The sequence below is a fragment of the Mesorhizobium sp. WSM4832 genome (assembly GCF_055811115.1).
Window position 1 is genome coordinate 171,674 of record NZ_JBVVQH010000004.1, and the last position, 23,236, is coordinate 194,909.

A 23,236-nucleotide genomic window follows, 5' to 3' on the forward strand; every position below is an offset into this window, starting at 1 on the left:
GCGTATTTGCTCTCGCGGGGCTTCTGATGGGGCCACATAAGCCGCTGGCCCCCTGCACATCAAGCCGGATGCTGCGGAACAGGCTCCTTACTGCCGGTAGCGCGAAACGCCCGCCAGTTCGGTTTGAAGGACGGCGGGATCCACAACAGAATTCCGGCCATGGCGGCAGGCACAATGACCGCGAAGCGCAAGATCGAAAGCACGACGCCGCAGATGCCGACTATTCGTGCTGCAGTGTCCGCGCCGAAGCGCGGCGCAAGCAGATGCCTGGCGATCGCTCCGCCATCGAGCGGATAGGCCGGAAGGAGGTTGAGAATGGCCAAAACCGCATTCACCAACGCGCCGAGCCAAAGCGTCCACTCTAGAAATGCGTCCGGCCTCGGCGGCGGCGAATTGAAAAGACTATCCGGCCCAACAGCCAACAAGCGCCGGGCCAAAAGGTAATAGGAAGCGGCAAAGCCCGCCGCCAGCATGATGTTTACCAAAGGTCCGGCGAAGGCGATCCATGCCCAGCCATAAGGCGAGGCCGCGCCGCGCTTGAACCAGGCAATTCCACCGAAGAGGTAGAGGTCTATCCTTTCAGTACCGATGCCTTGCCGGCGCGCCGCCCACACATGGGCAAGTTCATGCAGAAACACCGACAGGAACAAGAGCACCCCAAATATGACGGTATGAGTCAGGGCGTTCCTGGGGTGCCGCGACCATTCATGCACGAACGGCAGGATCGCGGGAATGGCAAAAGTCCAGCTGACATGAACGGGGATGTCCCCCTTCATTCTGAAGACGAACGCGTCGTTCTTCCTGTCCCAGCCGAACCGTTGCAAGCTACCCACTCCGCCTGTCGCAACGCTACGCGAGAATCTCGGCCCGCACAAAAGCAAAAGCCCGACCTAAGCCGGGCCTTGCATCTTTCTGCGTCCCGCGATCCTCAGCTCCTCGGCTTGAGGTTCTCCGGGTCGTAGAGCGGCTTGTAGCCGACGCCGGCGACCTCGACCGGATAGGTCTCGCCGAAATACTCCACGTTGAGCTTGCGGCCCTCCTGGGCATAGGCCCATGGCAGATAGGCAAGCGCGATGTTCTTGCCGATCGTCGGGCCATAGGCGACCGAGGTGGTGAAGGAACGGCGGCCGAGTTCGTCGACCAGCGTCTCGCCGGTGGCTGGATCCATCACTGGCATGATGCCGACCGGATAGCGCGCGACGCCCTTGGGGTCCTTGTTGTCGGTCATGACCAGCGTGCACAGCATTGCCGGCTGGTGCTCGCGGGCGCGGTACTCCAGATGCTTGGCCTTGCCGCAGAAGTCGTTCTCCTTGACCTTCGGGCGAGCAAGGTCGGCCTCCAGCAGATTATACTCGGTCAAGAGATCGGCGTTCTGCAGCCGCAGGCTCTTTTCCATGCGGCGCGTGTTGGCATAGGTCTCGACGCCGAAGGGCATGACGCCGGTCGAACGCAGCGCGTCCCAGACGGCGAGACCGTCCTCGTAGCGCATATGCAGTTCCCAGCCCTGCTCGCCGACATAGGAGATGCGGAAGGCGGTGACGTCCTTGCCGCCGATCTTGACCGGCTTGATCGCCGCGAACGGGAAATTCTCGATCGAAAGGCCATCCGGATTCTCGACCACCTTCTGCAGGGTCGTGCGCGCATTCGGACCCCAGATGCCGATGGTGACGTATTTCTCGGTCACGTCGGTGATGGTCGCGTCGAAACCCTTGTCCTGCGCGGTGCGCTGCATGTAACGGAAGTCGCGCGGACCGGCATCGGCGCCGTCGATCACGCGGCAGCGATCGGCCATGCGGATGACGGTGAAGTCGGCGCGCACCATGCCTTCCTCGTCGAGGAAGTGGGTGTAGATGCCCTTGCCGATGTTGTTGTCGCCGCCGATCTTGGCCGCGCACAGCCATTCCAGCAGCGCGACATGGTCGGGACCCTCGACGTCATACATCGAGAAATGCGACAGGTTGACGATGCCGCAATCCTCGCTCATCGCCAGGTGCTCGGCATTGGAGACGCGCCAGAAATGGCGGTTGTCCCATTCGTTCTCGCGCACCGGCACGCGGTTGCTGTATTTTTCTAAGAGATGCTCGTTGGCGGCGTAGCCATGGGCGCGCTCCCATCCGCCCAGTTCCATGAAATAGCCGCCGAGCTCCTTCTCGCGTTCCCAGAACGGCGAGCGGCGGATGTTGCGGCCCTTGGAGAAGGGCTCGCGCGGATGGACCGCTGGATTGTAGACCTTCATCGCCGTCTCGGTGCAGCGATCCCAGATGAACTGTTCCTGCGTCTGGTGCGGATAGAAGCGCGAATAGTCGATGGCGTGATGGTCGATCGAGGTACGGCCGTCGGTCATCCAGTCGGCGATGAGCTTGCCCATGCCGGGGCCGTCCTTGACCCAGATGGCGACGGCGTACCACAGGCCCCTCACCTTCTGGCTCTCGCCCATCGAAGGGCCGCCATCGGCGGTCACCTGCAGCAGGCCGTTGAAGGAATGGCCCTCATTGTAGCCGAGCTCGCCGAGGATCGGCGTCAGTTCCATGGCACGCTCCAGCGGCGCCATGATCTGCTCCATGTCGAGATCGCGCTGCGACGGCGACAGCCGCGCCTGGTCCTTCTCAAGTAGGTCGCGCGGGTGGCAGAGACGCGGATTGTTCTCTTCGTAATAGCCCCATTCGATCTGCCCGCCTTCGGCGGTCTTCGGGTCGCCGGTGTCGCGCATATAGGCCGAGTTGCCCTGGTCGCGCAGCAGCGGCCAGCCAATCTCCTTGCCGGTGCCGGCGAACTCGTTGTAGGGGCCGAAGAAGGTGAGCGGGTGATCGATCGGCATGACCGGCAGGTCTTCGCCGACCAGCGCCGCGGTGAGCCGGCCCCAGATGCCGGTGCAGACGACCACATAGTCGGCCTCGATCGTGCCGCGCTCCGTCACCACGCCCTTGATGCGGCCGTTCTCGACGACCAGCTCTTTGGCCGAGGTGTTGGCAAAAGCCTGGAGCTTGCCGGCGGCGACTCCCTGGTCGACCAGCTTGCCGGCGACCGTCTGCGAGCGCGGAATGACGAGGCCGGCGTCGGGATCCCACAGGCCGCCCTGCACCAAATGCTCCTCGATCAGCGGGAATTTTTCCTTGATCTCGGCCGGCTCGATCAGGCGCGCGCGGGTGCCGAAAGACTTGGCCGAGGCGATCTTGCGCTTGATCTCTTCCATGCGGGCATCGTCGCCGACACGGGCGACCTCGATGCCGCCGACGCGCGCGTAGTGGCCCATCTTCTCATAGAAATCGATCGAGTAGAGCGTCGTCCAGCAGGACAGAAAATCGTGGCTGGTCGTGTAGCAGAAGTCCGAAGCGTGAGCCGTCGAGCCGATATCGGTCGGAATGCCCGACTTGTCGATGCCGACAATGTCGTCCCAGCCGCGCTCGATCAGGTGGTGGGCGACCGATGCGCCGACGATACCGCCCAGGCCGACGATGACTACCTTCGCCTTTTTCGGAAACTCTGCCATGGCCCGCGACTCCAAAGTAGTAAAGCGGGCTTACTGGCGCCCGTTCGAATGGCGCACAATATGCAGAGGACACGGATAGAGCTACCGCCTGTTTGCGACACGCCGCAGATGCGTCGCGACCCCGCGCGCCGACCGTGCATCGGAGATCATATCGGTCAGGCGAAGGCCCAGATGTCCTCTGCCTGGAAGCCGACCTGGTAGCCGGCGGTCTTCAACTTGACCACAACCTGGCCGATCTCGGCAGCCAGCAGCGCGCCGACCTCTACCTTGATCATGCCCGGGCGGTAGCGCTGGAGATCAAGTTGCTCGAAGACCATCCAGTCGGCGCCTTCGCAGTCGACCAGGAAGGCGTCGATATGGGTGATGCCGTTGCGGTCGAGCAGCGTCTGAAGGGTTTCCGAGGGCACCTCGATGTCCTTCAGATGCGGCGCGAACTTGTTGAAGTTGGCGTCCGCCTCGCCCCAGGCGTTCTTGCCCGACATCAGATTGGTGTCGGTGACCGACGAGCAGCCGATGAACTCGATCGGCAGCGTGCCCGCCTCGAGTGCTGCGGCGTCGAAGGTATGGACGGTGATGGTTCCTTTGGTCCTGGTCACCGCCACCGGCTCGATGACGAAGCGCTCGGCATCCGGATAATTAGCTCGCAGTCGCTTTTGATTATAAGGGATCGGCTCGACCAGCATTGCCTTTGCTCCCGGGATGCGATGCAGCCAGGGCGTCACGTCGTCGAACAGCGCGCCGTCGCAGGCGCCGACATTGACCATCTGGAACGGCCGGCTGTTGCCGAAGCGCGCCTTCAGCGCCGCCTTGGCGAGGAACTTCGTGCCATGCAGCGCCGGCCCGCGATCGAGCAGACCGACAGGCAAGCCGAGCGACAAAAGCACGCGCGCGAGGCCGGAAACGGAACTCATGACTTGTCTCCGGAAATGACCTGCGGCGCGGCGCGGCGGCCGCCATGGCTCGCCGCTGCCCACAACGCCATCAGCGGCGCGACGAGCAACAGGAAGGGCGGTAGAAGGTTGGGGAAATAGATGCGGGTATCGTGGATCGGGAAGACCGTAAACTTTGCCAGCACGCCAAGCACGAGCGCCGCAAGCAGGATGCCGGCGCGGCGGTCGAGCCGGAAACCGGCGCGCTCGAGCCCGTACCAGCCGGCCAGCGCCAACACCGAGACGCCAACCCAGCTGTTGACTGTGACAGCGCGTACCACCGATGCCGCGAAGGCCTTCAGATAAGCCGCCATCGAAAACGGCGGTTCGAACCCGTCCATGTTGTAGTGCTGCCCGATGCTGGAAAACCACAGATGCGGCCACCAACCGGGATGCTGCGCCCAGTGCGAAATGGCGAAATAGGCGATGAAAGACGCCGCAAAGCCGGCCAGCGCGCCCCATGCCTTCTCGCGGAAGGCGACAAGCAGCACCGCGAAAATGGCGAGGAAGACGATGTTGTCGGGCCGCGCCATGAAGGCGAGGAAAAGCAGGATTGCCGTCGTTGCCTCGCGCTTGCGCATATAGGCGAACAATCCACCCATGAACAACGCCGAACACAAGAGATCGGGTGTCGAAGCACGGGCCGCATCACCGAAATCGGCCATGATCAGGATCGCGCCGACGACCGGCGCCAGCGCCAGTGCGCCTTCCGCGCGCAGCCAGGCGAGCGTGACGGCGCCGAGCAGAAGCACGGACAAGACCTGCACCAGCCGCATCGCCTCGACCGGCGAGACGACATGGCTGAGGCCGGACAGGATCTCGGCATAGAGGAACTTGATCCGGTACATGCCGAGCAGCGAATGGAAGTCGGCGGCATTGTCCGCCATGTGGCTGCGGAAGCCGCCGCCGTCGTCGGTCAGCACCTTGTAATCGCCCGCCGAGACGCCAGCCTTGACCGTGCTGTAGGCATAGTCATGCAACGCCTCGGGGTTCGGATAGGCGCCTTCCTCGGCGATCGCCAGATACGGCAGCATGTCCCAGTTGGCGTCCGGCATGAACCAGGCGGTCGCCGCGGTGAGCAGGATATAGAGCGAGAAGGCAATCGCCCCGATCAGTACGGCCCATTTCGCGTAAGCCCCCTCGCCCCACGCCAGGCCGGCGCCGGTTAGCCATTCCAGCGGATTGGTCGGAGCGGACGGCCTGGTCAGCATGCTCAGCGGCCTCTATTTGCCGACCTGGCTTTTCACGAAATCCTTCACGATCGCCACGATGCCGCGCGACAGCAGGCTGTCGAAGGCATCGACGAAGCGGTCGACATGCTCGGGCTGGCAGATCAGCGGCGGCTCGAGCCGGATGACGTTGCGGTTGTATTCGGTGAAGGCGACGAGCACGTCGTAGTCGCGCAGCAGCAGCGAGCCGACGAAGCCCGACAGCGAGCCCTTCAGCTTGTCGTCGAGCACGCTGACGATGGGCCGCAACACCATCGGCAAGGTCTGCGAGAAATCGTGGAATTCGAGCCCGATCATAAAACCCTTGCCGCGCACGTCCTTGATGATCTTCGGATATTTTTCCTTGAGCGCCCGCAGCCGCTGCAGCAGGTACTCGCCGGTCGAGGCGGCGTTGTCGATCAGCCCTTCGTCATAGAGCACGTTGATGCCCTCGATCGCGGTGACGCAGGCCTCGCCCATGCCGCCGAAGGTCGCCATGGCGTGGATCATCGCCGTCTTCGGCGTGCCATAGGCTTTCATATAGACATCGCGCTTGGCAATCATGGCGCCGACCGCCGCCTTGCCGGCGCCCAGCGACTTTGCCAGCGCCGTCACATCCGGCACCACGCCGTAATGCTCGAAGGCATAGAAGCGGCCGGAGCGGCCATAGCCGCACTGCACCTCGTCGGCCACCCATAGCACGCCATGCCGGTCGCAAAGCGCACGCAGCTTCTGCCAATATTCCGCCGGTGCCTGGATGATGCCGCCGCCGCCCTGGATGGTTTCGAGCACGATGACGCCGATCTCGGGGTCGTTGCGGAACAACCGCTCGATGGCGTCGATGTCGGCGAACGGCACGCGCACGACATTGTCGGCCACCTTGAACTCGGCGCGGTAGAGCTGGCCGTCGGTGATCGCCAGCACGCCCTTGGTTTTGCCGTGGAAGGAATTCTCGGCATAGACGATTTTCGGCCGCTTCGGGCCGGCGGCGCGCTCGGCAAGCTTCACCGCCGCTTCCATGGCCTCCGAACCGGACGAGCCCAGGAACACCATGTCGAGCTCGCCCGGCGAGCATTTGGCGATGTTGTGGGCAAGTGCGGCCGCATATTGCGACATGAAGGCGATGGCGATCTCTTGGCGCTTTTCCTCCTGGAACTTGCGGCGAGCTTCAAGGATGCGCGGATGGTTGTGGCCGAAGGCCAGCGAGCCGAAACCGCCGAAGAAGTCGAGGATCTTGCGGCCGTTCTGGTCGATGTAGAACATGCCCTCGGCACGCTCGATCTTGACCTTGTGGAAGCCGAGCAGCTTCATGAAATGCAGCTGTCCAGGGTTGAGATGCGCCTTGAACAGGTCGGTGATGCGGGCGACGTCCATCGCCTTGGCCTGCTCGACGCTGATCAGGTCGGGCTTGGCTATTGCCGTGGGTGAAAGCGCCGGCGCGTCGACCAGCGTGCGCGTGCCCGTGTGTTCAGGCTTGGCCATGACGGTCATCTGAAAAATCTCCCCTTCGCCGCCCTATTCGGCAGGCACGTGTTCGGTGGCGACGGCGTGGCCGTCCTTCTTGGCGCGGTACTCGCTATAGGCGGCGATCAGCATGTCTTCGTCGCGATATTGCGGCACCCAGCCGAGCTGGCGCTCGGCCTTGGACACGTCGAGCACGCATTCCTCGTCGGCGATCAGGTACTGTTCCGGATCCATGATCGGCATGTTCATCAGGTCGAGCAGGTCGAGCGTGCGCTTGACCGCCCAGCCGGGCGTCGGCAGCAGGATCGACTTCGAGCCGGCATGGCGGATGAGGTCGCCCAGCAACCTGCGCACCGGCGGCGGATTGAGCGAGCCGAGATTGTAGGCCTCGTTCGGCACGCCGGCCTTCCAGGCCGCGCGGGCGGCTTCCGCGCAATCGAACACCGAGATGAACTGGTAGGGGTTCCTGCCCGAGCCGATCATCGGCACCGGAAAATTCCAGTCGATCAGCTTGAACAGTTTTTCCAGGATGCCGAGGCGGCCGGGGCCGATGATCAGGCGCGGCCTGAACAGCGAGATCGACATGCCGCGCTTGCGCCATTCGGCTGCGAGTTCCTCGGTCTTTTGCTTCGACCAGCCATATTCGCCGAGCGGCGCGACCGGATGCTCTTCGGTCATCGGCTGGGTGACCGTGTGGCCATAGATCATGTCGGTCGTGTAGTGGACGAGCTTCGAGGCACCGGCCTTCTCCATCGCCTGGATGATGTGCTTGGTGCCGTGGAAATTCACCGGGAAGAAGAAATCGTGCCGCTTGGCCCGCACCTGGATCGGCGACAGCATTTTCGCCGACAGATTGTAGACCATGTCGTCGGCCTTCAGCCCAACCTTAGCCACCGAGGCCAGATCGGTGACGTCGCATGTGATGAAGCGCACCGACCGGTAATGCGGCAGGTCGCTCTTGACGATGTCGGCGACGATGACTTGCTCGCCGTCCGCAACGAGCTTGGGCGCAAGGTGACGGCCGACGAAACCGTCGCCGCCAAAAATCACATGTCTCATCGAACGATCTCGCTTGTGCCGATCTTGTCGGGAGTGATGGATGCGGTCTGCTCCTCGTGCCCGCGCCCACTTTGCGCGATCAGCACCGTGCCGACGCAGATGCAGGCGATGCCGGCGATCCGCCAGCCGTTGAGATCCTCGCGGAAGACGAAATAGGCAAAGATCGCCACGGCGACATAGGCGAGGCTGAGGAAGGGATAGGCGAAGCTGAGCTCGACCTTGGACAGCACATAAAGATGCGACGCCATCGAGATGACGAAGGTGCACAGGCCGAGGAACACCCAGGGACTGAACACGATCTGCAAGAGCCTGACGAGCGGATTGACGCCTTCGAAGGAGATCGGCCCGATCGACATCATGCCTTGCTTCAGCATCAGTTGCGCTGCCGCATTGGTCATGACTGTGAAGAGAATGAAGATTATGTATTTCATTGTTGCCACCCCGCCCTTGAGCGGTCCTATTACAAACCTGCAAAAATTTCGTGAAGTCACAAGAGTGTTTTGAGTAAATCACGGTTTAACGCTTCATTTACCATGATTTATTCAAACCTTATCTATTCTGCGGCTTCCGCGACTCCTCTTCCCGCATCCAGTCTTTTGGCCGTTCGCGTCCAGAAGCTCGACATGAAAGCCGGGTCGCGAAGCGCCTCCAGCCGCTGCCATTGCGGGAACGACGCGGCGAAAATCTCGGAACCCATCCGGGCGTCCTTGTAGGGGTTCACCGCCCCGCCCGCCTCGACCGTGACGCGGTCAAGCTCGGCGAGCAGCCTGAGCGTCCTTTCGCCCTGGTTGGGGAAATCCAGCGTCAGTGTGTAGCCCGGCCGCGGGAACGACAGCAGCGCCGGCGAGCGGACATCGCCGAAGCGCTTGAGCACCGTCAGGAACGATCCCTGCCCCGCCCGCCGCGCCGTATCGAGCAGCACCGGCACGACGTGGCGCGCATTTGCCTCCGGCACCACGCTCTGGTGCTGGAAAAGTCCACGCGGCCCGTAGAGCCGGTTCCAGTCGCGGACGCCGTCGAGCGGAAAGAAGAAGCCCTGATAGCCCGTCTGGCGCGCGGCCGGAGACTTGCCCTTTTTCCAGCGGTAGGCCGCGTTGAAGACAGTGAGGAAAGACCGGTTGAGGACGTTAAACGGCGGCTGCACCGGCACGGCAAGCCGGCTGCCGGCACGGGCAGCGGCGTGCGAGCCGTGCTCGGCGTGATTGCCGGTGAACAAAAGGCCACGCCCGCGCCCGTGGCCGCCGGCAAGCTGATCGATCCAGGCTACGGCATATTCGTTGGCCTGGTCGGCGGCCTCGGCGAGATCGAAGAATTCACCGAGGTCGCGAAACCGCGTCGCCCTCTCGGTGATGTCGAGCGACGGCACGCGCATTAGCTTGATCGATGCCGAAAGGATCAGCCCTGTCAGCCCCATGCCGCCGATCGTTGCCCTGAACAGCCGGACATTGTTGGTCTGCGAACAGCGATAGGTCCGGCCGTCGGACCTGAGCAGGGTCAAGGCCTCGACATGGCAGCCGAAGGTGCCGCGCCGATGATGGTTCTTGCCATGGACGTCGTTGGCGATCGCGCCGCCCAGCGTCACGAACTGCGTGCCTGGGACGACGGCCGGAAAGAAGCCGTAGGGCGCGGCATAAGCGATGATGTCGCAAAGCAGCGTGCCGGCATCCGCTTCGAGCACGCCGGTCTCGACGTTGAAGGAACGGATGCGGTCGAGCGGCCGCATGTCGACCACCATGCCGGCATCGTTCTGGCAACTGTCGCCATAGGAGCGGCCATTGCCATAGCCGAGCAGCGATCCGGGCCCGGCCGTGCCGTTTTTCAAAAGCGCGATCGCCTCATCCGCCGGAATCGCCTTGCGCGCCGGTGGCGTCGCCAGTCCGAAGCTGCCGAAGCGCTCGATACCCATCACCAGCCTCCGGCGACCAGGAAGACCGCGCCGATGGCGACGACGATCTGGCTTCGCCAGTCGCGGATGATGAAGACGACCGGATCGTCATGCATTTCGTCGCGCCGGGCGAGGATCCAGACGCGCATCGTCAGGTAGAGCACGATCGGCGCCAGCGGCCATATCAGCCATGGATGCGGATAGAGCTCGCGCACCGCGGGGCTGTCCATATAGAGCGCCAGGACCAGCGCCGAGGAGAAAGCCGACGCCATGCCGGCCTGGGCGACGATTTCCTGGTCCTCGGTGCGATAGCCGCGTCCGGCGATGCGCTCGCCCGGTGGAATGGCCGTGGTGCGCAACTCTACGAAGCGCTTCACCAGCGCCAGCGACAGGAAGAAGAAGATCGAGAAGGCGAGCAGCCAGAAGGAGACGTCGACGCCGGTGGCGGCTGCACCCGCCAGCACGCGGATCGTGTAGAGGCCCGCAAGCGTCAGCACATCGACAAGCAGCATGCGCTTGAAAGACAGCGAATAGGCGGTGGTGACGACCAAATAGCCGGCAAGCACGCCAAGGAATTCGATCGGAAGGAACAGGCCGGCGGCGACGCCGATCGCGAGCAGCGCGACAATCGCGCCGAGCCCGAACGGAATGGACAATGCGCCGCTGGCAAAAGGCCGGTTGCGCTTTGTCGGATGCTTGCGGTCGAGCGCGAGATCGAAGAAATCGTTGAGGATGTAGATGGCGGACGCCACGGCGCTGAAGGAGACGAACGCCAGCAGGCACTGCCAGATCATGTTCGGGTTGAAATATTCGTGCGACAGCACCATCGGGATGGCGATCAACGAGTTCTTCAGCCATTGATGCATACGCAGCATCTTGACGTAGGTCCTCAGCGTCGGCTTCGGCGCCGGCATGGCCTCGGCGCCGTGCGCTGCCTGCCAGTCCCGGGCGCTGCGATCGGGCGCCACCACGAGCGCGTTGCGTGCGGCGTCGAACACCTTGAGGTCGTGGCGGCTGTTGCCGGCATAGTCGAAGCCTGCATCGCCATAGGCGGCGACCAGCGCCGCGCGCTTCCTGCCCGAAGTCATGTTGTGCGGGCCGTCGGTCGCCAGCACGTGATCGAAAATGCCGAGATACGCCGCGATCGCTTCCGCGAATTTGCGCGGCGTTCCCGTCGCCAGCACGATCTTGCGGCCCTCCCGGTGCTCGGTGCGCAAGCGCTCGAGCAAATCATGGCGGTAGGGCAGCGAGGCCGGATCTATGTCGGTGCGTCTGGCGATTTCCTGCTTCAGCCGGGCCGGTCCGCCGGTCAGCCAGAGCGGCAGGAGAAAGAGATAGAGCGGATTTTTCTTGAGCAGGATGAACAGGCCTTCCCACAGAAGGTCCGTTGCAATCAGCGTGCCGTCGAGATCGACCGCAAGCGGAATTGCGTTCCTGTCCGACCTCGCGTCCATTGTCCTGCCCCGATCGAGCGCAGGATCCCGAAACTCCGATCTCGGAAAGGACCGCGCGTAATTCAACCCACGCCGTGTGCCGGCGTCCTCGGGTCGGATATAGCCGGGGATGACGCAGCGAACGTTAAAACGCCCGGTTGCAACGCGTAGTCATACCGGTTTTTCGGCGTCATCGTTAAGCGCCGGCTACCGGAAACGATAAAAGGCCGGACATTGGTCCGGCCTTTGCCAATCTTGCGGTGCCAATCCGTGGCAGCGGTTACTTGATTCGGGCCGCGCCGCCCGAAATCTCGACCGTTTCCGAACCAGTCAGGGCTTCGAGGTCACCGTTGGGCAGAGTGACGAAGCAGCCGTTCGAGCAGAATTCCACCGTCTCGCCGGCGGCAAGCGTCAGCTCGCTCTTGGCGCCGCCTTCGGTCACGACCAGGGTCCGCGTCTGAGCGTCCCTGTTGATCGCGCTGGCGGCGAAAGCCGAACCGCCCAGGGCCAGCAAAGCGATGGCGGCAACGACAGACTTCCACATTGCAATTCCGGTGTTTCAAACACCGCCTCTGTTCAAATTTGCAAGGCATTCTCGCCCTTTGCATCGAAGCTTATATGAGATGTTACCTGAACCGCAACTGAATGCCGCATTCATGCCACAATCGGTTTGGCGTCGGAAACCGGCTTTTGCAGACCGGCCTCACCCGAATGTTCAGCACCTAACCCGGGTCGGGCTTGCGGCCCTTGCGCTTCATCTTGGCCAGCCGCTCTCGCTCGGCAGCGGCTTCCGCCTCAAACTTCTGGCGCTCGGCGAATTCGGCCTCGATCTTGTCGTCGTCGATCGGCCAGGCGTCGTGCTTCTTGGTCTCGACCACGGCGCGCGGCGTCGATGGGATCTCGATGTGCTCCTCTCCGAAGATATCGAAGATGGCGAAACGGATATCGTTCTGCACGACGCTGCCGTTCATGATGTCGGCCACGAACACGCGGATTTCGAATTCGAGCGCAGCAGGCCCGAAATTGGCGAAGAGAACGAACGGCTCGGGATTCTTCAACACCATCGGGTGGGCGCGCGCAATGTCCGTCAATACGGCGTGGACGCGCTTGACGTCGCTGCCATAGGCGACGCCGATCTTGATATCGACGCGCCCGAGCTTGTTGCGATGTGTCCAGTTGCCCACCGCATTGTTGATGAGGTTCGAGTTGGGCAGGATCACCGACTGCCGCTGGAAGGTCTCGATCTCGGTGGCGCGCACGCTGATCTTCCGCACAGTGCCGCTGACGTCGCCGGCGACGATCCAGTCGCCGACCTTGAACGGCCGCTCGGCAAGCAGGATGAGGCCCGAAACGAAGTTCGACACGACGTTCTGCAGGCCGAAGCCGATACCCAGTGAAAGTGCGCCGGCGACCAGCGCCAGGTTGGAAAGATCGATGCCAGCCGCCGAGATGCCGACAAGGCCCGCAACCGCCACGCCGGCATAGCCGACGCCCAGGCGGATGGAGTTGCGCACGCCGGCATCGACCTTGCCGCGCGCCATCACCGAGCCGTCCAGCCAACCCTGGAACCAGCGCGTCAGGAAATAGCCGATGGCGAAGACGACGATGCCGCTGAGGATGCCGAGGAAAGAGATGGTCACCGAACCGATCGTGACGCCGGTCGCCAGCTTGTAGGCCCAGGCCTCGATATCGCCGGGCTGGAAGCCCCACATCAAGAGGATGAGCGGCAGGAACACCAGCACGATCATCACATTGATGGCGATGCTGACCACAAGGCCGAGCTGGTCGAGGGCGGTATCCTCGTAGCTCGAATTCGCCGAAAGCCACCGCCCTACCGACGTATCGGCGAAGCCGCCCTCCTCCCCGATCGCGCGTGCCGACAGGAAGCCGATATAGGCGGTCACCAGGACCGTGCCGGTCACCACCACCTGGAACGAGACGAAAAGCGCCAGGCCGATATAGCCGAGCAGTGTCGCGGCGATGGTGAACAGGCCGAGCCCGATGGCAATGAAGCGAAGCCAGGCCGGCCAGGGACGCCATGCGCCGTCGGCGGCCCTGAACGGCCGCAGCAAGCTCATCAGGATGAGGATGACGCCGATGATAATGGTGGCGACAAAGCTCCTGGCGATCGTCAGCGAAAGCGGCGAACCCATCTTCTCGTTGACGACCGACAGGAAGTAATTGAAGCCGAGCACGATCGCCATGGCGGTCGTCAGCCCGACGAGCCAGCGCGCCGGACCGGTTGCGACCGGGATCAGGCGCCAGTTGGGCAGGCGCGGTTCGAGCGCTGCATTGGTCAGCCGGTTGACGCAGAACACCATTGCGATCACGGTCAGCAAGGCGTTGAGGAACGTGCCGATATCGCCGCGCAGCACATTGTAGTAATTGAAGAAGAACACCGCCGAGGCAAAAAAGACACCGAGCGCCAGGGTCGGCAGCAGCGTCGACCAGAAGGCCACCGACAGCCGGCTGAGATAGGATGGATCCTCTACGGTCGGATCGGCCTCGAATATGCGGCCGAACAAGCGCCTGCCGCCGATCAACAGCACGGCCGCCAGCGCCAGCGCCATAAGCGTCGCGGCAAGGATCGCCTGGAACTTGAACTTGACGGCGAAGCTCAGCCAGGACGACACCGCCTTGTAGAGACCGGTGATCTGGTCATGCGCGTCGGAAAGGGCCTGCGGGCTCAGCGCGTCGGTCAGATCATAGTGTTTGGTGATGACGCTGCGGAAAAGTTCGCTGCGCTTGACGGCGACCTCGTCGACCAGTCCGTTGACGCGGATCGACAGGTTCTGCGCGCTGGCGACGACCGCGTTGATCTCAGCCTTTTCGGAGGCGAGCGCGCTGCGCTCGTTGCTGACGATTACCGGCTCTGAAGGTTGCCCCTGTGCCGGTGGCGCGCCGAGCACCTCGATGCGGTTGTTGATATCGTTGAGGCGTGAACGGAATGCCAGCGCCCCGTTCAGCGCCGCCCGCGAAATATCCTCGAGCTGCAGCCGGATGTCGACGAGCCCCGCATCGTCCTGGTCAGGGTCGTTCAGTTTCTCCTCCAGGCCGTCGGTCCTGGCCGTCAGGTCCTGGATGACCTGCGTCTGGTCGGCGATAAGTTGTGACGAGCCATGGCCGATCGCCTGCGCCGACGCGTCGAGCGCAGGCTGCCCGAAGACAGCGACGATGACGACCAGAACCAGGCGTAGCAGTCGAAGGAGCATGACGTTATTGGCGACTCGCGGTCGAAATATCCCCGAAATTCCCGCCCTTGATAAAGACCGCCCTATCGGGCGGCAAGCCGTCCCGGTCGTGTCGCGGCGTCGGCCTGTCGAAAAGCGATGGCGCAATCTTGGCTTTGCGCCTCCAGCCTGCTCTATAGTCTGCCGCCTCGCATCATAAGGACGACAGGAAGAATGGCGGAATATTCAGCCTTTTCGCTGCTCAAGAACGCGCTGACCGGCAACAAGGATTGGAAGCCCGCCTGGCGCAAGCCGGACCCCAAGGCTTCCTATGACGTGATCGTCATCGGCGGCGGCGGCCACGGTCTTTCGACCGCCTATTATCTTGCCAAGGAGCACGGCATCACCAATGTCGCGGTGCTGGAAAAAGGCTGGCTCGGCTCCGGCAATGTCGGCCGCAACACCACGGCGGTGCGCTCCAACTATCTCTTGCCGCAGAATACCCGCTTCTACGAACATTCGATGAAGCTATGGGAGAACCTTTCGCACGACCTCAACTACAACGTCATGTTCTCGCAGCGCGGCTGCCTGAACCTCGCGCATACGCCCGCCCAACTCGACGACTACGCACGGCGCGGCAACGCCATGCGCCATCTCGGCGTCGATGCTGACCTGATGAGCGTCGACCAGATCAAGCGGCTTGTGCCGGCGCTGGACGTCTCGGGATCGGCGCGCTTCCCGGTTCTAGGCGGGCTGATGCAGCGGCGCGCCGGCAGCGCCCGTCACGACGCCGTCGCCTGGGGCTATGCACGCGGCGCCGACCGCCGCGGCGTCGACATCGTCGAGAATTGCGAGGTCACCGGCTTCCTGCGCGACGGCGGGCGCATCACGGGGGTATCGACGACACGCGGCGAAATCCGCGCCAAGAAGGTCGCGCTCGCGGTTGCCGGCAGCACCGGTCGCGTCATGCAGCTTGCCGGCATTTCGCATATGCCGATCGAAAGCCACGTGCTGCAGGCCTTCGTCTCGGAATCGCTGAAGCCGATCATCGACACGATCCTGACCTTCGGCATGGGCCATTTCTATATCTCCCAATCCGATAAGGGCGGCCTCGTCTATGGCGGCGACCTCGACGGCTACAACAGCTACGCCCAGCGCGGCAGCCTGCCCATCGTCGACGAGGTGATGAGCGAGATGGTCGCGCTGTTCCCTGGCCTGGCACGGGTGCGCATGCTGCGCTCCTGGGGCGGGGTTTGCGACATGACGATGGACGGCTCGCCGATCATCACCACCGGGCCGCTGCCGGGAATGTATCTCAATTGCGGCTGGTGTTACGGCGGCTTCAAGGCGACGCCCGCCTCGGGCTGGTGCTTTGCGCACACCATTGCCAAGGACGAGCCGCACGAGTTCAACGCGCCCTTCACGCTCGACCGTTTCTACCGTGGCCTCGTCATCGACGACAAAGGCCAGGGCGCAACGCCCAGATTGCATTAGGGGTTTGGATTGAAAATGCTGATCACCTGTCCCTATTGCGGCCCGCGCGACGTCATCGAATTCACCTACCAGGGCGACGGCAACCGCGAGCGGCCGCAGCCGGCCTCGCAAAATCTCGACGCCTGGAACGCCTATGTCTACGACCGGCTGAACCCGGCCGGCGACCACAATGAGATCTGGCAGCATTCCGGCGGTTGCCGCGCGCATCTGCGGGTCGTGCGCAACACGCTTACGCATGAAGTCCTGAGCACCGCCTTCGCTCGCGGCGGACACAAGACGGAGAGCCGGTCTTGAGCCCTCGCCGTACCGAAACCGGCGGCCGGATCGACCGGCTGCGCACCATCCGCTTCATCTTCGACGGCGCGCCCTACACCGGTCATGCCGGCGACACGCTGGCCTCGGCGCTGCTTGCCAACGGCGTGACGCTGTTCGGCCGCTCCTTCAAATACCACCGCCCGCGCGGCCTGCTCGCCGCCGGCGTCGAGGAGCCGAACGCGCTGGTCACGGTGCTGCGCGGCGAAGTGCGCGAACCGAACATCGCGGCCACCATGGTCGAGATCTATGACGGGCTCGTCGCCGTCAGCCAGAACCGCGCGCCCTCGCTCGCCTGGGATATCGGCGCCCTCAACCAGCTCGGCGGCAAGGTCCTGTCGGCCGGCTTCTACTACAAGACCTTCATGGGCCCGGTGATCGGCCCGCTGAAGGGCACGCGCTTCTGGATGTTCTGCGAGCATTTCATCCGCCGCGCCGCCGGTCTCGGCAAAGCGGGCACCGCGCCCGACCCGGCCCGCTATGAGCGCATGAACGCTTTTTGCGACGTGCTGGTCGTCGGCTCCGGTCCGGCCGGCCTGATGGCGGCAAAGGCCGCCGCCGACCAGGGTGGCCGCGTGATCCTTGCCGATCTCGAAGCCCACTTCGGCGGCTCCGCCAACTGGTCGGGCGAAACCATCGACGGCGTGCCTGCCGCCGACTGGGCTCAACGCGCGGTGGGCCAGCTCGAAGGCAACGACAATGTCCGCCTTTTGCCGCGCACGACGGTGTGGGGCTACTACGACGGCAACACGCTTGCCGCGCTGGAACGGGTGACCGACCACAAGGAAACGCCCGCCAAGGGTGAACCGCGCCAGCGCTACTGGGCGATCCGCGCCGGAACGGTGGTACTCGCCACCGGCTCCTTCGAGCGGCCGCTGGTGTTCCCCGGCAACGACCGTCCCGGCGTCATGCTGGCGCATGCGGCCGAGCGCTACGCCAACGAATATGGCGTGCTGCCGGGCCAGCGCATCGCGCTCTTCACCAACAACGATAGCGCTTACCGCTCGGCCGTCGCCTTGAAGAAGGCTGGCGCCGCGGTCGTTGCCATCGTCGATGTCCGTGGCGACGTCTCGAACGAGATGCGCAGGCTGGCGAGCGAAGCGGAAGCCGAGCTGCTTGCCGGCCATGCCGTGGTTGCGACCGAGGGCGGCAGGGCGCTCACCGGTCTCAAGGTGCAGCGCTTCGACGCTGCGAACGGTGCGCTGAGCGGCGACGATCGCAGCATCCACGCCGACAGCCTTCTTATGTCGGGCGGCTGGTCGCCGACCATCCATCTCGCCAGCCAGGCCGGCGCGAGGGCTGAATGGGACCCGGCCCGGCAGGCTTTCCTGCCGCCGCGGCCGACGCAGCGCTGGATCGGCGCCGGCGCATTCACCGGCAGTTTTTCGACCGCCGAAGCCATCGCCGAGGGCCGCGCGGCCGGCCTTCAAGCCGCCGGCGCAGCGGCATCCTCCGCGCCCCTGCCGGTTGTCGAGTCCGTTCCCGGCGATCCTGATCCGGCGCCGGTCTTCGAGATCAAGGCCAAGGGCAAGAGTTTTGTCGACTTCCAGCACGATGTGACCGCCGAGGACGTGCGGCTGGCGCATCGCGAAGGCTTCGTCTCGGTCGAGCATCTGAAGCGCTACACCACGCTCGGCATGGCGACCGACCAGGGCAAGAACTCCAACGTGCCGGGCCTTGCGATCATGGCCGAGGCGCTCGGCAAGCCGATCCCCGAAGTCGGCACGACACGTTTCCGCCCGCCTTACACGGCGGTATCGATCGGCTCGCTGGCGGCCGAGCGCTTAGGCGATCTCAAGCCGGAACGGCTGACGCCGATGCATGATTGGCACATCGCCAATGGCGCGACCATGTATTCGGCCGGCCTCTGGTACCGCCCGATGATCTACGGCCTTGCCGGCGAGACGGTCGAGCAGGCCTATGTCCGCGAAGCCAAAGCGACACGCGAAAGCGCCGGCATCGTCGATGTCTCGACGCTGGGCAAGATCGCGGTGCAAGGACCCGACGCGGCCGAGTTCCTCGATCGTGTCTACACCAACATGTTTTCGACTCTGGCCGTCGGCAAGGCCCGTTACGGCCTGATGCTGCGCGAGGATGGGCTTGCCTTCGACGACGGCACCACCTGGCGGCTCGGCGAGCAGGACTTCCTGATGACCACCACCACCGCCAATGCCGGCAAGGTGATGCAGCATCTGGAATATTTCCTCGACGTCATCTGGCCTGAGCTGAAAGTAACGGTAACCTCCGTGACGGACGAATGGGCGGGCGCGGCGATCGGCGGACCGAAGGCGCGGGCAATCCTTTTTTCCTGCGTCACCGGCACCGCCGTCGACAACGCCACCCTGCCCTTCATGGGCATTGTCCATGGCCGGATCGCCGGCGTCCCGGTGATGATCTGCCGGCTGTCCTTCTCCGGCGAGATGGCTTTCGAGGTTTATTCCGGCGCCGGCTACGGCACCCGCGTCTGGGAAGCCTTGATCGAGGCCGGCAAGCCTTTCGGCCTGGTCACCTATGGGCTCGAGGCCCTGGGCACGATGCGCATCGAGAAGGGCCATGTCACCGGCGCCGAGATCGATGGCCGCACCACCGCGCGCGATCTCCATCTCGACTGGATGCTGTCGAAGAAGAAGCCCTTCATCGGCTCGGCCATGATGGACCGGGAAGGCCTGATCTCACCGGACCGGCTGCAACTGGTCGGGCTCATCTCGCTCGACAACCGGCCGTTCAATGGCGGCGCGCATATCGTCGAGGAACTGGACGAGGCCAATCCGCACGATTCGATCGGCCACATCACCGCCTGCTGCTATTCGCCGGCGCTCGGCAAATATATCGCTCTGGCGCTGGTCAAGGACGGCAAGGCAAGGCATGGGACCCGCGCGTTCGTCTCGGATCCGCTGCGCAACCGGTTTGGGCCGATCGAGATCGTCTCCAACCATTTCTACGATCCGGACGGGAGCCGCATGCATGGCTGAGCACCAATTGCCCGAACGCCAATCGCCGCTCGAGCCCGAATATCATCCGGGCTCGCATGGCAATTTCGAGCACGGCGTCGACGTCATCCTGTCCGAGACGCGGCCGGGTTCGATCCTGCAGCTTGCCGCCTGGCCGGGTGAAGAGAAACGGCTGATCGACGCCATCCGCAAGGTCACCGGTCTTGCCTTGCCCGACGGCGCCGGCGGTGGTGTGAGCAACGGTGCCCGTGCCGCCTTCGGCTTCGCGCCGGGCAAATTCACCGTGGTCGACGAAGCCGAGGGGCTGGCTCAAGCCTTTGCCGGAGCCATCACGCCGGCCATCGGCACGCTGACGGACCTTTCGCATGGCCGCACGGCGATCCGCATCGCCGGCCCGAAGGCCGAATGGGTGATGGCGAAATTCTTCGCCATCGACTTCGCCTTGCCGGCCTTCCCGCCCGGCGCCGGCCGCTCGACCAACCATCACGACATCTTCGCGCAGATCCAGCGCAGCGGCGCCGACCAGTTCGATATCTACGTCTTCCGCTCCTTCGCGCGCTCGTTCTGGAAAGCTTTGTGCCACGCCAGCGAAGAAGTCGGCTACGAGGTGCAATAGCCCCGCCGGCGTCTGGCACTACGGACGGCTGCAACTGCTGCTTGAGCCGTGAGCCAGCAGCGATGATAGATAAGGAATCATCGGCGTTTGCCCGGCAAACGTCCGCTCAGGCAACCAGTTCGACCATACCCTTCCATGACTGTTGAGACTTCGGCGACGGCCACGACCCGCTTTGCTCCGGCGGAGGGCCCGTCGATGCTGCTGCCGGCAACCGTGGCTTGCGGCGTGTTCATGACCAGTCTTGACCAGAACGTCGTGGTCACGGCGCTGCCCGGCATCGGCGAGAGCCTCGATCGTCCGCCAAGCCAGCTTGGCCTGCTGATCACCGTTTATGTCGCGAGCCTGATCATCACCATGCCGCTCGGCGGTTGGCTGGCCGACCGCTTCGGCTTGCGCAACGTCTATTGCTTCGCTCTGCTCGTCTTCGCCGGCGCCTCGGCATTGTGCGGCCTTTCGGAAAACATCTGGATGCTGGTCGGCTCGCGTGCCCTTCAAGGTTGCGGCGGCGCGCTGATGGGCACGCTCGGCCAGGTCGTCATCCTGTCGAGCTTCCCGCGCGACCGCACGCTCAAGATCAACATGTACATCTCGCTCGCCGGCCAATCCGGACCGCTGGTCGGACCGCTGGTGGGCGGCGCGCTGACCACCTATGTCTCGTGGCGCTGGATCTTCTACATCAACATCCCGATCGCGCTGACGGCCGCGCTGCTTGCCGCCTCGCTGTTTCCATCGATGACCAAGCCGGTGCGCACGCCGTTCGATTTCCCTGGCTTCCTGCTCGTCGGCAGCGGCATGGGCCTCTTGGTCTTCGGCATGGACTCGCTTGCCGCCAGGGACGCCGCGAGCGGCCTCATCGGCATCGAGCTTGGCCTGGCGATCGCCATCCTGGCGGTTGCCGCCTTCTACTGCCTGCGCGCGCGCAACCCGCTGCTCGACCTTAACCTGCTGCGCATCCGGACCTTCCGCATCTCCTTCCTCACCGGCGGCGCCCTCGACACGATCGGCCTGAGCTCGGTGGTCTTCCTCCTGCCGCTGATGTTCCAGCTCGGCTTCGGCATGAGCGCCGTGCAGGCCGGTTCGCTGACCTTCGTCGCCGCGATCGGGTCGTTGACGATGCGCTTCTTCATGCCGCGGCTTCTGAACCGCTTCGGCTTCAAGCGCGTGCTGGTCACCAACACGCCGATCGTCGCTTTGCTGGTCGCGGGCTTTGGCCTGATGCACGAAAGCCTGCCGGCCTGGATCGTGCTGGCCTATATCTTCGCCTTCGGTGTCTTCCGCTCGGTGCAGTGGGCCTCGACCGGCAATCTTTCCTATTCGGACATCGCGCCCGAGCAGCTCGCGCGCTTCAGCGCGCTCTATTACATCCTGTGGCAGCTTGCGGTGGCGATCAGCGTCGGCCTCGCGGCCGCGCTGCTGTCGCTGCTTGCCGGCGGCGGCAAGGCCAGCGTCAACGACTACCGCATCCTGTTCGTCATCGAAGGGCTGATCACGCTTTGCGCGCTGTCGGCCTATCTGAGGCTGACGCCGCAGGACGGCGCCCATGTCAGCGGCCACGGCGCCCATATGAGCACCGACTAGAGCAATTCCAGGAAAAGTGTGAGCGGTGTTCCGTCCGGAATTGCGTAAAAAACAAAGAGATAGGGCGTTTTGCCGTTTCCGTGAAACGGTGAAACGCACTAAGCCGGTTCTATTCCGCGAACGTCACCCAGTCATCGAGCGGCGCGCGGTCGGTGCGGAATTCGTTTTCGGGCTTCGACGTGTCCTCGTAGCCGAGCGCCATGCCGCAGACGACGATCTCCTCGTCGGGAATATCGAGCACCGGCCTGATCTGACGGTGATAGGGTGCGAACGCCGCTTGCGGACAGGTATGCAACCCCCTGCCCCGCGCCGCCACCATGATGTTCTGCAGGAACATGCCGTAGTCGATCCACGACCCCTGGTTCAGCCTCCGGTCGATCGTGAAGATCATGCCGACCGGCGCATCGAAGAAGACGAAGTTGCGGTCGTGCTGCGCCCGCATCTTGTCGACCTCGCGCCGGCCGATGCCCAGCACGCCGTAAAGACCGAAGCCGTTGGCGCGGCGGCGCGTGAGGTAAGGTTCGAAGAACTGGTCGGGATAATAGCGGTATTCGTCCCACTCGGCCTTTTCGGCGCGAATGCCCGAGTTGAGGATGGCATCGCTGATGCGCTGCTTGACCTCGCCCTTGGTCACATAGACGCGCCAGGGCTGCATGTTGGTGCCGGACGGTGCCCTTGCGGCGACCGCCAGTATGGCGCGGACTGTATCGTCGTCGACCATATCGGGCAGGAAGGCGCGCACCGACCGGCGCGACGTGATCGCATCGTCGACGATCGCCGCTTCCGATGCGATCCGGATGTTCTTCTCAAGCATGGGCCGTCCCTTTGCGCATGGCCGGAAACCGCACACACGGTTTTCCTGACGACCATCCGCAGACTCTAAGCTAAACTGGTCCCCGACCGGGCGCCCCACTCGCCGCTCGTGCGCGAGCCTTTGCATCAACGGCCGAAAACGCGCAAGCAAATCTTGTGGCCTATGAAAATCCTCTTGATTTTTTCATGATTTTACCGTCTCATGAAATTTAGTCAGATTTTTTCACGAGCGACCCTTTGACCCCGACGGCGACCAAATCGGAGCAGGACAATGGCGACCGGCTGCTGGCCGGCGACATCCGTGCGCTGCGCAAAGCGCGCGGCCTCACGCTCGCTGAAATTGCGCTCAAGTTGGGCCGTTCGGTCGGTTGGGTCAGCCAGGTCGAGCGCGGTCTTTCTATCCCCTCGCTCGGCGACCTCAGGGCATTCGCCAGCCTCTTCGATGTTCCGATCAGCCTGTTCTTCAGCCATGATGTGCCTGTCGAAGAGGAACGCGGCGTGGTCGTGCGCGCCGGCAGCCGCCGTTCGCTTGGCACAAGTGAATCCGGTCTGGTGGAAGAGCTTCTGTCACCCGATCTCGGCGGTAGCTTCGAGATGCTGCGCTCGGTCTTCGCGCCGGGCGCGGAACTGAAAACCGAGGCGCGCCGTCCGACGGAAGAAGCGGGCTATGTCGCGTCGGGCACTTTCGAGATCGAGATCGGCGGCGTCTGGCATCGTCTCGGCGAAGGCGACTCGTTCCGCTTCGAGGGCAAGCCGTTCCGCTGGCGCAATCCTGGCGTCGAGCCGGCGGTCGTCATCTGGGTGGTTTCGCCGCCGGTATATTGAGCCAATGCA

At 63.8% G+C, this 23,236-nt stretch carries 18 protein-coding genes; 6 read left to right on the plus strand and 12 right to left on the minus strand.

The features are described 5' to 3' along the window. Window positions 1-59 precede the first annotated feature (59 nt). The 11 genes from AC0L2L_RS07865 to AC0L2L_RS07915 form a co-directional block, all read right to left on the minus strand. Entirely contained in the window at window positions 60-881 is an 822-nt protein-coding gene (locus AC0L2L_RS07865) for a site-2 protease family protein (RefSeq protein WP_473577325.1), read from the minus strand. A gap of 47 nt (window positions 882-928) precedes the next feature. Continuing rightward, window positions 929-3,490: a GcvT family protein gene (locus AC0L2L_RS07870; protein ID WP_473577327.1), complete on the minus strand. Its 2,562-nt coding sequence runs from the start codon at window positions 3,488-3,490 to the stop codon at window positions 929-931. 155 nt (window positions 3,491-3,645) lie between these two features. Then, entirely contained in the window at window positions 3,646-4,401 is a 756-nt protein-coding gene (locus AC0L2L_RS07875) for an FkbM family methyltransferase (RefSeq protein WP_473577328.1), read from the minus strand. Beyond that, window positions 4,398-5,630 carry a hypothetical protein gene (locus AC0L2L_RS07880; RefSeq protein ID WP_473577329.1) on the minus strand — a complete coding sequence of 411 codons (1,233 nt, stop codon included), beginning with the start codon at window positions 5,628-5,630 and terminating at the stop codon, window positions 4,398-4,400. The genes AC0L2L_RS07875 and AC0L2L_RS07880 overlap by 4 nt, the downstream gene beginning before the upstream one ends. Window positions 5,631-5,642: 12 nt before the next feature. Continuing rightward, window positions 5,643-7,118 (minus strand): aspartate aminotransferase family protein, encoded by a 1,476-nt coding sequence (locus AC0L2L_RS07885; protein ID WP_473577331.1) that lies wholly within the window; start codon window positions 7,116-7,118, stop codon window positions 5,643-5,645. 24 nt (window positions 7,119-7,142) lie between these two features. Beyond that, window positions 7,143-8,150, minus strand: coding sequence for an NAD-dependent epimerase/dehydratase family protein (locus tag AC0L2L_RS07890; protein ID WP_473577332.1), 1,008 nt, complete (start codon window positions 8,148-8,150; stop codon window positions 7,143-7,145). Further along, window positions 8,147-8,581 (minus strand): EamA family transporter, encoded by a 435-nt coding sequence (locus AC0L2L_RS07895; protein WP_027167122.1) that lies wholly within the window; start codon window positions 8,579-8,581, stop codon window positions 8,147-8,149. The genes AC0L2L_RS07890 and AC0L2L_RS07895 overlap by 4 nt, the downstream gene beginning before the upstream one ends. 122 nt (window positions 8,582-8,703) lie before the next feature. After that, window positions 8,704-10,056: an FAD-binding oxidoreductase gene (locus AC0L2L_RS07900; RefSeq protein ID WP_473577333.1), complete on the minus strand. Its 1,353-nt coding sequence runs from the start codon at window positions 10,054-10,056 to the stop codon at window positions 8,704-8,706. Further along, on the minus strand, window positions 10,056-11,489 hold the full coding sequence (locus AC0L2L_RS07905; RefSeq protein ID WP_473577334.1) for a UbiA family prenyltransferase: 1,434 nt from the start codon (window positions 11,487-11,489) through the stop codon (window positions 10,056-10,058). The genes AC0L2L_RS07900 and AC0L2L_RS07905 overlap by 1 nt, the downstream gene beginning before the upstream one ends. Before the next feature lie 259 nt (window positions 11,490-11,748). Beyond that, window positions 11,749-12,012 carry a hypothetical protein gene (locus AC0L2L_RS07910; protein ID WP_027167119.1) on the minus strand — a complete coding sequence of 88 codons (264 nt, stop codon included), beginning with the start codon at window positions 12,010-12,012 and terminating at the stop codon, window positions 11,749-11,751. Window positions 12,013-12,190: 178 nt separating this feature from the next. Beyond that, entirely contained in the window at window positions 12,191-14,680 is a 2,490-nt protein-coding gene (locus AC0L2L_RS07915) for a mechanosensitive ion channel family protein (protein WP_473577335.1), read from the minus strand. Between the two features lie 192 nt (window positions 14,681-14,872). Here AC0L2L_RS07915 and AC0L2L_RS07920 point away from each other — a divergent pair, with 192 nt between their 5' ends. From AC0L2L_RS07920 to AC0L2L_RS07940, 5 genes are all read left to right on the plus strand, one after another. Next, window positions 14,873-16,132 (plus strand): sarcosine oxidase subunit beta, encoded by a 1,260-nt coding sequence (locus tag AC0L2L_RS07920; protein WP_027167117.1) that lies wholly within the window; start codon window positions 14,873-14,875, stop codon window positions 16,130-16,132. A 15-nt stretch (window positions 16,133-16,147) separates the two neighbouring features. Then, window positions 16,148-16,426, plus strand: coding sequence for a sarcosine oxidase subunit delta (locus AC0L2L_RS07925; protein WP_027167116.1), 279 nt, complete (start codon window positions 16,148-16,150; stop codon window positions 16,424-16,426). Next, on the plus strand, window positions 16,423-19,416 hold the full coding sequence (locus tag AC0L2L_RS07930) for a sarcosine oxidase subunit alpha (protein WP_473577337.1): 2,994 nt from the start codon (window positions 16,423-16,425) through the stop codon (window positions 19,414-19,416). The genes AC0L2L_RS07925 and AC0L2L_RS07930 overlap by 4 nt, the downstream gene beginning before the upstream one ends. Before the next feature lie 7 nt (window positions 19,417-19,423). Further along, window positions 19,424-20,011 (plus strand): sarcosine oxidase subunit gamma, encoded by a 588-nt coding sequence (locus AC0L2L_RS07935; protein ID WP_473577530.1) that lies wholly within the window; start codon window positions 19,424-19,426, stop codon window positions 20,009-20,011. A gap of 195 nt (window positions 20,012-20,206) precedes the next feature. Further along, window positions 20,207-21,589, plus strand: coding sequence for an MFS transporter (locus tag AC0L2L_RS07940; RefSeq protein WP_473577338.1), 1,383 nt, complete (start codon window positions 20,207-20,209; stop codon window positions 21,587-21,589). A 109-nt stretch (window positions 21,590-21,698) separates the two neighbouring features. On the opposite strand, the gene AC0L2L_RS07945 is transcribed toward AC0L2L_RS07940, so the two are convergent. Continuing rightward, window positions 21,699-22,403, minus strand: a complete 705-nt coding sequence (locus tag AC0L2L_RS07945) for a nitroreductase (RefSeq protein ID WP_473577339.1) — start codon at window positions 22,401-22,403, stop codon at window positions 21,699-21,701. 281 nt (window positions 22,404-22,684) lie between these two features. Here AC0L2L_RS07945 and AC0L2L_RS07950 point away from each other — a divergent pair, with 281 nt between their 5' ends. Continuing rightward, a complete protein-coding gene (locus tag AC0L2L_RS07950; protein ID WP_473577532.1) occupies window positions 22,685-23,227 on the plus strand; it encodes a helix-turn-helix domain-containing protein in 543 nt (180 codons plus the stop codon). Window positions 23,228-23,236: the final 9 nt, after the last annotated feature.

Excerpts from the sequence above, each read along its gene's own strand:
- AC0L2L_RS07925 (WP_027167116.1), top strand. The coding sequence starts at position 16,148 with ATGCTGATCACCTGTCCCTATTGCGGCCCGCGCGACGTCATCGAATTC.
- AC0L2L_RS07885 (WP_473577331.1), bottom strand. The coding sequence starts at position 7,118 with ATGACCGTCATGGCCAAGCCTGAACACACGGGCACGCGCACGCTGGTC.
- AC0L2L_RS07910 (WP_027167119.1), bottom strand. The coding sequence starts at position 12,012 with ATGTGGAAGTCTGTCGTTGCCGCCATCGCTTTGCTGGCCCTGGGCGGT.
- AC0L2L_RS07915 (WP_473577335.1), bottom strand. The coding sequence starts at position 14,680 with ATGCTCCTTCGACTGCTACGCCTGGTTCTGGTCGTCATCGTCGCTGTC.
- AC0L2L_RS07870 (WP_473577327.1), bottom strand. The coding sequence starts at position 3,490 with ATGGCAGAGTTTCCGAAAAAGGCGAAGGTAGTCATCGTCGGCCTGGGC.
- AC0L2L_RS07900 (WP_473577333.1), bottom strand. The coding sequence starts at position 10,056 with ATGGGTATCGAGCGCTTCGGCAGCTTCGGACTGGCGACGCCACCGGCG.
- AC0L2L_RS07875 (WP_473577328.1), bottom strand. The coding sequence starts at position 4,401 with ATGAGTTCCGTTTCCGGCCTCGCGCGCGTGCTTTTGTCGCTCGGCTTG.
- AC0L2L_RS07905 (WP_473577334.1), bottom strand. The coding sequence starts at position 11,489 with ATGGACGCGAGGTCGGACAGGAACGCAATTCCGCTTGCGGTCGATCTC.
- AC0L2L_RS07890 (WP_473577332.1), bottom strand. The coding sequence starts at position 8,150 with ATGAGACATGTGATTTTTGGCGGCGACGGTTTCGTCGGCCGTCACCTT.
- AC0L2L_RS07880 (WP_473577329.1), bottom strand. The coding sequence starts at position 5,630 with ATGCTGACCAGGCCGTCCGCTCCGACCAATCCGCTGGAATGGCTAACC.
- AC0L2L_RS07940 (WP_473577338.1), top strand. The coding sequence starts at position 20,207 with ATGCTGCTGCCGGCAACCGTGGCTTGCGGCGTGTTCATGACCAGTCTT.
- AC0L2L_RS07920 (WP_027167117.1), top strand. The coding sequence starts at position 14,873 with ATGGCGGAATATTCAGCCTTTTCGCTGCTCAAGAACGCGCTGACCGGC.
- AC0L2L_RS07945 (WP_473577339.1), bottom strand. The coding sequence starts at position 22,403 with ATGCTTGAGAAGAACATCCGGATCGCATCGGAAGCGGCGATCGTCGAC.
- AC0L2L_RS07895 (WP_027167122.1), bottom strand. The coding sequence starts at position 8,581 with ATGAAATACATAATCTTCATTCTCTTCACAGTCATGACCAATGCGGCA.